Raw genomic sequence first — 14,058 nt, 5'->3', positions numbered from 1 at the left:
TTTTATGTCTACAATTATGACAACAGAGGTCGTATAAAAGAGGAGTTAGAATATGTCTTAAATCCATCAGATACAATCCCACTTAAAAGATACAATCCTAAAGATTTTGATATCAAGATATCTTTTTTTTATAATGAAAAAGATCAGGTAGTAAATCAAAAAATTGTTTCTGGTCCAATGAATGAAGGACAAATAAAATCTGTAGTTTTTGATGCATTAAATACCGAGTATGGATTTTGTAATGATTTGCAATTGAAATATAAATATGACGATCAGGGGCGTATGACACAAGCATTGTTCTATGGAGAAGGGCAAACTATATCCAGGGAAGATTATGTCTATCATCCAACTAAAGATTATGTAGAAACAGTGAAATATTATGTTACCGGACCAGGAGAAATATCCAATCCCACCAAAAATTTTATCAAGATTTATAATGAGCAAGGTGATGTAGTGGAAAAAGAATTTATCCTTGACTTCCCTGAACAAACTCTAGATGTAAAAAAGTTTTACTACACCTACGAATACGACAGCCACAACAACTGGATAAAATGCAATATGTTTCTTGAAGGAACACCGAGTGGTGAGCCCACTTTGGTTGCCGAAAGAAAAATCGAATATTACAACTAATCTTTTACAAGATACTATCCCAATACTGCGCTTTATTTTAAGCGCAGTAAAAGGTAGTTTTCCTTAACTTAAAGCACAGACAGTTTTTCTGACGTCATCTTTCCGTAAGCGCATTAAATTTGAGATTCATATCTCTAACTCTTTAAAAAAGCGCTCAATTCGAGCTCGCAATCTCAATTTCTAAATATTGAGAAATTTCCCTTTTCTTTTCATTCAAAGACTAGCTTTTTCACCTTGCAAAAGGCATGGTTGTTCACTTTCTGTACAACTCTGTTAAGTACTACAATACAAGTGTTCAACAACCTTGCAATCGTTTTTTAAAGCACTTTTTTTTGTAAATCTTTGCAATATCAAAAAGAAACAAACAGCTAATTAAGAGCATCATGCATCAAAAAATCTACTTCAACATGAAGTAGTAAAACAAATTCAAAAATACTTTTCAAAACCTTTCCTGTCCTCTCTTTCACGAGAGGAATACAGCATACTTATGTCTTTTTCAAAAGACATATTTTGAATCGTAATCTACAAACCACTAACAAAGAAATAAATTTAAAAATATGTCAAATCAAATAATGCACCCGTCATTAAGCCAATTATTACCATTGGACAAGATTCCAAATGAGCTAGAGGCAATTAGAGATGCACTTGCCAGTCTTTTTGATTCTGTATTTGTAAAAAATCTTATTGCCAGTCAAAGCTATGATAATTCCTCTGGCTTTTATAGCATGACATTAACCACGTACAATTCTCTAGGAATTGATATTCCTATAGCACAGGATTTAAAGTTAGTTTTGAATCCAACTGTCGATGGCAACACTGAAATTCCAATCAGTTTTGATTATTCCTGGATTATTCTAAAATATATCAATGATTTCAACTTTGAATCATTTGACAATACTGTTGAATCTGTTTTGCGCATTCTTTTTGAATTGGCAGAAATAAACGAAAAAACATTTTTAAATGAACTTATCAATACATTTTATCCAGGTGCAAATGCACTGATTGATTTTGTTAATCAGTTCAATAGTGTACATACAGGTGCTTTAGCCACTTTAAATGACAGCAATGCATCTTTTGACAATCAGATAGAGCACTTATCACAGCAAATTGGAAGTTTAGACATTGACTTGCTAAAATTTGCTTACGATAATCTTTTAAATGTAGGGAATGAAGGATTAGATCGTTTAAAGAAATTATTTGCACGCTATTTCGACAATATCGAAAAAAATATCAAAGAGGCTTTAACACTTCAGTTTAGAATGGCTATTAACGAAATTAGCGTTGGCCTTCAATTTCCTCATAAATGGTTACAGCCCGTTTACACAGGTACCGAAAATGTTACCGGAATAGCTCTGGATGAGCCATTACCGGAAAACTATTTTAGTTATTTAAAGTTTGATGTTGGAAGCTTAGAATATTCATCTAATCGCGGATTTATCTTTAATAATATTTCCAGCTTTAGCTTAAACCGATCTATGATTGGAAACACTGGATTAATTGCAGAGTTTTCGGGATTAAAAATAGATTTAAGCAGAGATAAAAATATTCCTGAAGCAGATGCTGACGGAAGAGGAGCTGCATTCAGAGGAGTGTATGCTGAAAAAGCAACAATTAAATTACCTGGAAAATGGTTCAAAAAAGAAAATGATGCTTCACTGCAAATTACTGGAAAACAATTATTAATTGGTACTGAAGGCGGAATCTCCGGAACCATTGGATTAGAATCCTTAGTTGCAACAAACCCTGTTCTTGAAAAAGATTATATGTGGTTCAAATTAGCGAACAGTTTCAAAGTTGGTTTTAATAAGTTTGATATTTCTTTTAAGCAAAACAGAGTTGTTTCTTCTAACATAAAGGGCGCGTTAGAAATTAATAAATTAAAATATCCTAAAGATCATCCATTAGAAGATAAACCTTTTCGTGTTGACATTGAAGGACACTTATACGACGACGGAGATTTTAACTTAACCGCCTCTTTTGATAAAGCGAGCGAACCTAAAGCCAATTTATTTGGCTTGGTAAACTTTGATTTTCATAGTTTCGAACTAGGAAAACAAGATGACGATTATTACGTAGGAACTTCCTGTTATGTTTCATTCCCACAGGGTACATTAATGAACAAACTGGCAAAAGGCCAGGGCTTTGATGTAGAGAAACTTCGTATTTACAGTGATGGAAATATTGAAGTCGAAGGCGGTTCGATTCCGATTCCGATTAGTTTGTCTGTAAATCTTGGACCGGTTCAGATGGCGGTGAGCAATATCAACTTTGGTTCAACTCAAATTAACGAGCGTAAATATAATTTCTGGGGATTTGATGGTGCTATCAGTGTCAATCCATTAGGATTAGATGCTCGTGGTGAAGGTATTAAATATTATTATTCTACAGATAATATAGATGGCGACGCTGACAAAAAGCCCGTTTCTTTCATCAGGATTCAGACTATCGAAGTTGATTTGATGATTCCGGGAACGGCTTCGGAGGAATCTGCTATGGCTATCATTCACGGTATGATTTCGCTTCCGCAGCCAGGAGAATCACAAGAATTCATGGGAGAGGTTTCTTTAAAATTACCAAAGCCTAAAATTTCAGGAAGTGTCGGAATGCGTTTTGCTCCAAAATACCCTGCTTTCTTAGTTGATGCAAGTATTGAATTACCAACAGGAATTCCTCTTGGATTTATTTCGATTACCGGTTTTAGAGGTTTACTAGGATTTAGATACGTAGCAACCAAAAAAGCTGCCGGATTAAAAACGGATAATTCCTGGTACGAGTTCTATAAACATCCAAAAGCGGGTATCAACATTAGAAAATTCAGCGGTCCACCGGATTCTTTACAATATGATTCACCATTTTCAATCGGAGCTGGAGCAACATTTGAAACAACAGGCGGAAGTATCCTGACACTTCGTGCAATGCTATTGCTGTCCCTGCCTACCTTATTTTATATCGAAGCAGGATTAAATGTTCTTGGTGACCGACTTGGTCCTATTGAAAAAGATCAGTCTACTCCTCCATTCTTTGCCATGGTTGCCTTTGGAGATAACTCTTTGGAAATGGCTGCAGGAGCTGATTTTCAAATGCCTAAGCAAGGTGGAGAAATCATTCAGTTACACGCTTTATTAGAGGCTGGTTTTTTCTTTAAAAACCAAAAACCATGGTACATCAACTTAGGATCTAAAAAAGATCCGATCACGGCCAGAATACTAACCTTGTTTACAGCAAAAGCATTTTTAATGTTGTCTGCCCAGGGGATTGAAGCGGGTGCCAGATTAGACTTTAAACTCGAGAAAAGCTTTGGTCCTGCAAAAGTTAAATTATGGGCCTACTTAGAAATGGGCGGGAAAATTTCATTCAAACGTCCTCAAATGGGTGGTTATATTGCTGCCGGTGGAGGAATTCAGATTAAAATCTGGATCATCAATGTTGAAATTGTTTTAGATACTATATTCTCTGTAGAGTCATTCAAACCATTCCTGATTTATGCGAAACTGGAATTAAGTGTACGTGTCAAAATTGCTTTTGTAAGAGTTCGTAAGACATTCTTAATTGAGCTTCAGTGGGATATTAACCGAATTGTTGACCGTACGCCCTATAGTCCACTTCCGATGGGAACTCATGGAGACGTTAATGATAACAGAACTGCCGATTCTGTAAAAGGAGTTCACATGCTTACCAATGAAGCTTTCTTATTGAATTATTTTGATAGTATGCCTGCTCCGGGTTCAATTTCTAAAATAATTCCATTAGATACCTACATTGATATCAAACTGGCTAAAGGAGTGTTGCCAAATGATAGTCTTTCTAAAATAATTGGAGGATATACAGCTGACGCAAAAAACTATACCGATTTAATGCCTCCTGAAGCGACATCGAAATCAGGTAGAAAACTTCGTCAGGTAAAACATCAATATTCGATTGAATCGATTGAATTGAGCTCTGCAAATGGAAATTCCTGGGTGCCTTATCATCCTTTTAAAGCTGTTGTTGATTCAGATTCCAGAGGACTTGTAGAGAATTTACCCTGGGCACAATGGCAAAAAGTAGTTGATCAATATGATAGTATTCGTGTTTTGGCAACTAATCCATTTTCATATCTAAGTGCAGGAGAACCAGGCTGGCATGTTCCGGAACAATTCGGAATCACTCCTTCTAAATTGTTCTGTGTATCCGATAAAATTGAGGCCGAGACTGTCAATTTCTTAAACAAAAGAATTGGAAAACGCTATTATGTACCAACTCAATACGAAGCAGACAAGATTAATGGATTGTACTTTAAACTTGTTGGTGAAGTTCCTGAAATTGTAGATGGCGAACTTATTGATGGGGATTTTATGAGTATTTCTGCAGAAAGCAACCCTTTTCGTTTTAGAAGATCTCTTTCGTTCAAAAATTATAACAAACTGGAAATTGTTTTCCCTGAATCCGCAATTGAGCCAAGCCTAAAACTTACAACTCATGCTAAACAGGTAAAAATAAGTGCCTATACTTCTGTTTTTAAAGATGGGGACAAGTTACCTGATTATAAAATAATTCAGATAAGTAAAACTGTCGGCGGAGCAGTTTCAAATGAATTGACCTATACTAAAGCTGAATTGCAAGCGGCTATAACTTTATATGATAGCCAAAGCGACGTTTCATTAAAAAATAAAATCGATAAGATTATAATTAGTCCTGTTGCTGCGAGAGCTGATGCCATTTTAGATGTGAGAAATAAAATTGCAGCCTTATTTAGTCAGTCATACGCTTCAAAGGATGGTGAGTTTATTATGACTGAACCTAGTAATTTAGAAGAATACAATAAATTGTTATTGCAATTGGCTCAATTAAAAACTGATGCCGGTAATGATAATCCGACTGGAGCTCCTACCCCATTGACGTTTACACGTTTCTATGGATACAGAGGAAATGCAATTTATGCCTTTGACAAAATTTTAAAATACGAGGACACTTATTTAATTTCATTTCATCCAACTCCAAGCACTACTGTAATTGCACAAATTGATGCTAAAGGACATCTGTTAAGAGAACGCAGGTTGAATGGCTTAGTGACATCAATGCAGGTTGTAAATAATAATCTATTAATTACTCAGGCTTTAGATGCTAATCAGTGCAAAGGAATTGGTGAGGCAATTATTGATGATACTTTTATCGTAGGTTGTGTGGCTCCTGCCAAAGCAACTGCAATTATTGAGCTTGATTCTGAATTAAACAAAACCTTCGGAACACAGTATATCAATACTTATTCTACAGGTTTCAACAAATTACTACCACTACAGAATAACGAATTGCTTTGGATTAATGCATTGGAAAATGGAACTCAAATTAACTGGATTAATGGTACTGACCGTTCTTTTGTTCATCGCATAAAGATTGACGAAGTAGCTTATAAAGTTCTTCAGCATGATAATACCGATTTTAGCCTGATTACAAAAAACAAAAAAATCATCCGTATTCGTATTGACCTAAGTACAAAAGCAATTGAAATTAAGGATACCAAATTAGTTTCTGAACCGTCAATTTCTGAGATTACAGATGCAGTACTTGCAAATGGTAAAGTTCTGCTTACTGTTAAACTGGCAAACGGACAATTCGGATTGGCTCAAATTGATGGAACTACTATTACTGTTGTTAAAAACGATGTGATTTTTGATTCTGCAATTCATTTGACTAATAATACTCTGGCTGACAATTCGATTATTGCATACAATCAAAAATATCTGTTTGTGTTTAATACTTCATTCGAACTTACAAGACTTATTGAAAGAGGAAGTGCAGACGATAAAGCGACTATTGTTAACATTCAAAACGAACCATCAGCGAATGAAATTCTAATGCTTTCTTCTAAACCAAATGAAAAAGGAATTTATTTTTCACTATTTAATGATCAATTCGCTAATTGCTCTTTACATCCAAAAACGACTGTTTCGGTTGTGTCGTCTACATCTACTTTAACAGGTTCAACTGCAAATCTGGCCGAATTAGACAGCGTAGTTCAATCGGAGTACCTAAAAACGGTCAAGTCTTCAAGATTATTAAGGATTAACGCTGTTGTATGTTCAGCAGGAGGAAATCCAGATGAGGACAATGAAGCAGATTACACTACTTATATTCAACAAATCGGATGGCTAACGAAAGAAAGCGCTGAGCATAATCTAACTATTCCTGGTAGTGAAGCTGTTGCTGAAAACAATAAAGCAATGGGGGCTGCGATTCAAAATACGGTTCAGCCTATCTGGAGACCAAATTCAACTTACTGCTTAAAATTTACTTTAACAGATAAAGTAGACAATAATCCTCCAGTTAAGTTCGATTATTATTACGGATTTAAAACATTAGGTCCTGTTGGTCACTTCCCTGTTCCTGATGAAAAACTTGCTGTTGGTCAAAAACCTTCGGTTAAAAATGAATTGACCGAGTTGTCAAAATCGCCACTGACTTCGTTAAGACAGTATTTAGATTACAACCGTTCTTATCCAAATGCTGATGGAAGTTTGTTATTATCTAAACCTTCATTCTACGGAAATGAGCAGTGTAAAGTCTCAATGTTCTTCAAAAATCCTTATGTATACCATATGCTTACCGATTGGGAAGATTACGGAGCAGGCAGACCAAAAATTAAAGGTGTGATGAATTTGATTATTAAAGATCCTTTAAATGACGTTCTTATTCCGTATCCATTACCAACAACAGTAACTAGTTATCCAAAAGCAGAAGAAAGCAATACAAAATGGGTTGACGATAATGATCCTAGAATTCCTTTAAATATTGAAATGCTACAAAACATGATTAAAGGAAGTAGGCCTGAATTGAGATGTTCAATTCAGATTGGAGACATCATTAAGCCAAAATCCTATGGATACGAGGTAAAACTAACCGATTTAAAACCTTCAAAACTATATACCATTTTAGTGAAAAACTATTTTGATGAAAATCAAGATAATACTCCAACTGACAAAGAAAATGTATTGGTACATCAATTTGGATTCCAAACCTCCCGATACAGAGACTTTGCTGAACAGGTGAATAGTTATAAACTAAGTGAAGAGCCAGTGCGTAAGGCATTATTTGATATTCCGCTAAGTTTAAGTGAAGACCAGATCACTTCTTTAAACAATGTAATTCTTGGCGTGAACGATCCGTTAAGCAATGCTTTTGCTTTGAAATATCAGCATTTATTTGATCGCGCTATAGAGGGAATTTTAAAAATATCTCCCTTAGATCCTGCTCAGTCTACGGAGGTTAACCGAATTATCAATACTAAAACTAATGAAGTTGTAGCGCTTTTAGTTCGTAACCCTGAACCGTTTAATATTCCTAAAATTCCGTTAGACGAAATTAAGAATACTGTTGCAGTAATCGACAATGCTGGTATGGCTAATACAAACTACAAAGTATTGTATTCTAAAGATTATGCTCAGATGTTAATCATGAATGACAATAAAAAAATTACTGAAAACAGTTTAAAACTGAAATTTGAATACAGAATGTGGAATAACAACGGAAGCACTGGACAACATGCCACCGCATTAACAGTTCGTGTTGGTGAACCGGTAATCTTAACTGTAGAAAATATAAACCTTTAAAAAACAATAAAAAATGAGTTCTATAAATCTTCAAGAAAGCCAATCCTCAGGTTGCGAAAAACACATCGCTATCGTTGTCGATGAGTCGGGTTCGATAAATGGTACTGAAATGCAGCAGATACGTGATGGGCTGGCTTCATTTATCAATTCTCAGACTCAGAGCAAAATTACGCTTTCATTAATCAGAATGTCAGAAAGTGACCATAATTCAAGATTAGAGCATATTCTTCAAGAAACAATTTCGGATTCTTCCAGTATTTTTTTGCGTTGGACTTACCGCTTGGGTACAAGATCTTCCGATCCGCAATCTGATTATTGGGCGTCTGGCTTAGAGGTTGTAAATAACTTAACTGTAATTCCGGACATTGTTGTGATTGTGGCCGACGGTTTACAGGTAAATGATCATAATTTACTAAAAAACTTATATCAGGATCTAAATGACAAATCACATATTTTTGTTTACGGTGTAACCAGCACCATAAACAATACTTCGGAACTGATAACTCCAATCACTTCTTTTTTAGGGAAACCGCCTGTCGTAAAAAGCAATGGTCTGTCTATGCTAAATACAGATTATATCAGAGTTCCTGACTTTAGTACTTTAGGAGCGGAATTAAATCAGTTAAGTATTGATTTATCAAACGCTCAGATTGGGTGTTTGCCAAATGTGAGTATTACTCAAAATAAATTAGTTTATCCTGTCTTAAGGAAAGGTCTTGCGGTTAATCAAAATGCTGGTTTTTTAACCCTCAGAAATAAAAGCCGTGTTCCTCTTACCCTACCCGCAGGGACAAGAATTCATAATGAGAGCAGCTTAAAGGGACTTGTTTTTACACTTGAAAATACAGTTATCATTCCTGCTCTTGCAAATGTAGAAGCTGCAATTCGTATAGAGGGAACACCTGCTGCTTTAGGCAACTATAGTGCTAAGATTTTTCTACCGAATGTCAGCAACCTTAAAGGATTTCAAATCAGTTTTAATGTAACTAAAGAAATTTATGTTGTTGACCTTAATTCAGCTAAAACTGCTTTACAATCTACCAGTTTACAAATCGCAGCGGCAGGGTCAAAAGGTATTGACAGTACAGGAGGAATTCATTTGAGATGGCTCTTAGCTGGAGAATTAGGGACAAATCATCTTCCAAAAGGAGATTTATATACCGGAGCTAATTCTCATTCTAATTTTAACAAACCTGACGATTTTGTAAAAGTATATAGAGCTGCTTATACCAAAGTTGCCCATAAATTAGACTTAAGGGAGAAACCACAATCAGTAGATCGTCAAAAGGCGTTATGGATTTATAAAACGGCAAATCTGCAAAGATCTATCTATGTTCACTTTAAAAACAAAGCAAAATATTTGCAAACAAGAGCGAGTATTAATCCAATGGAAGATCCATCCGGTTTTATTCGGGCTTACGGTAATGAAATTATCGAAATTGAAAACAAAAGTGAATTATATTTTGCTGCAGAACTTAAATTTAGCGCTGCAGCTAACTCAGGCAGTGTTAAATTAGAAACATTGTCTGTTGCCGAAAACACCATTGTGGCATCAAAAAGGGTTACGAATCGTAAGACCTACTCGTCAGCTCAGATAAATACAATACGTGTGGTTGCTGAGAATGGAAGAAGCATTCGATTTAAAGCAAACGACTGTCTGTTAAACGAAATCAATTTTGAATTTTATGGCGATTTTATTCAACATGCAAATACCAATGGGGTTTGGGATCTAAAAGGAAAATATGCTTTGACTCTTGACGATAATAAAGCATTTGAACAATTAGAGCCAAAATTAAATGCTGTTCACGGAAAATGGTTAAAATTCAATGATGATGAATATGTAAACGTAAACAATTATAAGGATAAATGGAAGCGTGTAACCAATCAGGATGATAAAAACATTAAGCAAGTTGTTAAAAGTTATATTGACTTAAGCTTTGATGGTACAAATCCAACTGCACAGGAAACGATTAAGTTCAAAGATAATATTCCAGTCAATGATCCTCAACCAGGAGAAGAAGCAAAATTTGCTGAAAATTCAACACAGATATCAAATCTGGATTTATTAAACATTGCTGCAAATGACTACCATATTGCCCGAATGTTAGGTTTAGGATGCATTGATATTGATGAAACTGTTCTTTCAGGAGAATACATCTATTTAACAGAATACATAACGTTTAAGAACTTAGAAGGAGGTTTAAATACAAAAGAAGTGCGACACCTTTCTATGAGTATTCCTACTTCTGTAAACACAGAACGTTTATCACTTCCTGTACAATTAAGTAGTTTTTTACCAGGTCTTAACGCAGGTTCTGATGAAGATGAACAAACTTCAAAAATTACTGATCCTGATGGATATAGTTTTGATGGTAAGAAAAGATATGTAAGTTTGTTTATGAGTGACATCAAAGATTACAGTGTAAATACTGCTTTCTTTAACTCTACAGAAGAATACGACGGAAGCTCTTTTACATTCCCTATTTACGTCGGGGTAGATTATAAAATTAAAGGTGATGCCAATTGGCAAAAACCGGAATTATCATCGGACACAGCATATTCTAATATCAAAAAAGATAGGATTACTCCAGGTTCTTTTGAGCCGGCTCCGATTATTATTCCGGATTCAGGGAAATCATTTTTAAATGTTCGTCAGGAAAAAACGGGCTTACAGACCTATGTTTATCAAGGATATGGAATTAACATCTTCTCAAGAGCAACATCCGGAAGCCAATTAGAAATCACTTCTCATATCAAACCAAAAAATACCTTAATGCCCCCAACCGGTATTAATTCCTTATTGATTACAGAAGAAAATCCATTGATGTTTACCTCTATGAGCGAACAGCTTAAATTGAAAACACTTTTAGACGATAAACTCATAAAAGACAAAACTTATATTAGACTCCTTTTCGAATATTACGCTACCCAGGAATTATTAAACTATACTATTCCTGATGGAGTAAGTAAGGAGGATGCCTTACTTGTGGATAAAATTTTTCCGGATAATGAAGAACTGTTTGCCGACTATTTTAAACTTTATTTCAGGGATAGTCTTCCTCAAATTGAGCATGCCAAAATTGATGATATTTCAAACAGCCTTACAAATGAACTTACTTCAATTATTAGAATTAAGGAATACAAAATCCTTAGTAGCGGTGAAGAAATTAAGATTAACTTAACTGATGCTAATAAAGACAGATTTATTGGAGGTATCTTAACGATTGGGGAACAAAATTATATCATTCAGAATATTAATGTTTTTACTACTGGTGAAAAATTTAGTTATGCCAATATCGAAGTACTAAAAAAGGAAGTGACTGACCGTCTTATTTCAGATGGCGATGCTACAATCAATTCTGAACAAATTAAGGATATTAAAAAACCGATAAACGAATTATGTTCTTTAGTTGAGAATATGCTGACACCAGAAAACTGGAACCAGCCAAGTCCAATTGGTTTTAAGGTTCAGTTACCTGAAGCTTTAAAAGCTGTTCACAGAGAAATTGTGCAGCAAAAAGACAGTCAGGGCAATGATTCTTTACAAATAGAAAAAACACGAGGAATATGGAATAAAAATGTCATTATCGAAAAAGTTCTGGAAGATGCTTTTCAGGTAGATCAAAAAGGAGAATATGTATTAGATTCAAAAGGAAATCCGATTCCTTTACCTACAACTGAGCAAAAACATTTTGGTTTATACAAACTTACTTTTAGAGGACTAAAATTAGGGCAGCATCCTCAATTCAATCAAAACAATGGAAATTCTGTTGAATGGATGACTGGTACTGTTCGTTTATTTACTAAAAGTTGTTTTACTGGATCCAATCCTATTCCCGTAAAATCACGAAAAGATTTTAAAGTCGTTCGTGCGGATAATATTGGAACAAATCAAGATTTAATATTAACTATTAATGACCCTCATTTTAAAATTAAAAAAGACGGCACTCAGGAAATGGATCCGGCTTATGATCACATTATCATTGAAAAAAATGAAGAGCAGAAACCAAAAGAACAGGAAGTAAATTATTATCCAAATTACAAAGTATATCTTTTTGCAGATCCTACAAACGGAATCACGTCAGCAAAAATTCAGCCAAGAGCAGGAGAAAACACACATTATTCAATTTTTGGAATTAGCAGTCATTCCAATTTATATGACTTTGATTCTAAAATTAGTGTACCAAATCCAATGTATGCGGTTAGGATTGAAAAACCTGTTAAACCTGAAGATGTTAAAGGACCACTTTATGCTACAAGACCCGATTTTTTTAACAGATCGACCTACACCTTTACAAGCAGATACACACGCAAACCATACGGAATGCTGCATTACAGGGCAAACGATGATGCTTTATTAAATGCTTTATATGAGACCACAACGATTAAAAAAATTCGCGAGAATCTAAGCAAACTTGGCGGAAACAATGAAACTTATTTTACGAACAGATGGGAGAATTTCTTAAATTTTAACGGGCTTCAAAAAGCAGCGAATTATGCAATTTATCCTCCTGAAAATGTTTCTGCAAAAAATTACCGCTTCCCGGTTCCTGACAGTGTCCTGTTAAAAAATGAAATTAATGAATTCATCAAATGGCATAATACCACACAAAAACAAAATGTTTCGGAGATAGGGGCTTTAACTGCACTCAATCAAATTATTATACCTAAGAGTGCAGGGATAGAAAAAGATCTGCTAGCAATTCACTTTATTGAGCAGGCCATTCATGCCGTTTTTGTACCGCTCACTGAAGTACCTGTGATTTATGAATACATTAAAGACAATAGTTATGTTCCTGTCAATAAAAAACAAACCATTAAAGACAAAAATGGAAATATTCTAAAATACCCTAATCCGGATCTGGACATTGCTCCAATGATGAGAATCACAAAACCTGAAGAATTCAGAACACAATTTACTGATTTTAATCTGGATGGTAATTCACAAAACATTTATTTCTATGGCGTTCGTGAAATGGATATTAAAATGAATTTCAGCGAGTTTAGTACTTTCCTGGGGCCGGTGAAACTAGTGCCTTCAAATCCGCCACAGACACCGGAAATCAAACGAATTATGCCAGTTTTAGAAAATCCGATTTTGGGAATCAAACCTACTGTTCAAATAGAATTAAACTCTTATAAACCGGAGTACAACATCAGAAAAATAAATATCTACCGTGCAAAAAACATGCTTGATGCACAATCGATCAGAACGATGACTGCTGTGAAAGAAATTTTGATTGATGAGAATACTTTATCTGCTGATTTTAATGGTGTCTGGACAGTTTATGATGAATTTGAAGACTTAGAAAGTGTTCCTTATGGTGATGGTCTTTTTTACAGAGTTACTGTTTCCAGAGAAATTGAATATGCTGACCCAAGTTCGACTGAACTTAATCCAATCATCAATATCGATTATACACCATCGCAGCCATCAAAAATTACTGCCACCGTAATTGCTGATAGTGTTGCTCCAAAATCTCCAGTTTTAAAAGCTTCCGGCATTCCAACAGGAGCAAATGAATCTGTATTAAAACCAATTGTTTTCAGTTGGGAAAAAACAGTCCATAATGGTAAATATCATTTGTATAAAATGAATAATCAAGGAAACTGGGATAAACTTCAGGAGAAAATCTCTAATGAAAAAATCGTGACATTGCCTTTACTGGAAACCAAACTGGGAACAGATCAATTGACTATTAAAAATAATGATGGCGAAAAAATTTACCATCATTTCAAAGTACTTGCAGAAAACTCTTCAGGTATGTACAGCAATGAAGAAAAAATTCTAACACTTTAATTTTTCAATGAATCCCAATGAAAATTTTTCATTGGGATTAAA

The 14,058-nt window shown here is 34.8% G+C and carries 3 protein-coding genes; all 3 read left to right on the top strand.

Annotated features, from left to right (window positions below):
• The coding region (locus tag FLA105534_RS12740; RefSeq protein WP_173966501.1) for a hypothetical protein at positions 1 to 630 on the top strand (630 nt) is incomplete at its 5' end.
• Positions 631 to 1,187: 557 nt separating this feature from the next.
• Positions 1,188 to 8,216 carry a hypothetical protein gene (locus FLA105534_RS12735; protein WP_173966500.1) on the top strand — a complete coding sequence of 2,343 codons (7,029 nt, stop codon included), beginning with the start codon at positions 1,188 to 1,190 and terminating at the stop codon, positions 8,214 to 8,216.
• Positions 8,217 to 8,229: 13 nt separating this feature from the next.
• On the top strand, positions 8,230 to 14,016 hold the full coding sequence (locus tag FLA105534_RS12730; RefSeq protein WP_173966499.1) for a hypothetical protein: 5,787 nt from the start codon (positions 8,230 to 8,232) through the stop codon (positions 14,014 to 14,016).
• Positions 14,017 to 14,058: the final 42 nt, after the last annotated feature.

Source organism: Flavobacterium collinsii (assembly GCF_902804485.1).
Taxonomy (GTDB): Bacteria; Bacteroidota; Bacteroidia; order Flavobacteriales; family Flavobacteriaceae; genus Flavobacterium; species Flavobacterium collinsii.
The sequence above is the reverse complement of the archived record's forward strand: the minus strand, read 5'-3'. Positions and strand labels throughout refer to the sequence as shown.

Excerpts from the sequence above, each read along its gene's own strand:
- FLA105534_RS12735 (WP_173966500.1), top strand. The coding sequence starts at position 1,188 with ATGTCAAATCAAATAATGCACCCGTCATTAAGCCAATTATTACCATTG.
- FLA105534_RS12730 (WP_173966499.1), top strand. The coding sequence starts at position 8,230 with ATGAGTTCTATAAATCTTCAAGAAAGCCAATCCTCAGGTTGCGAAAAA.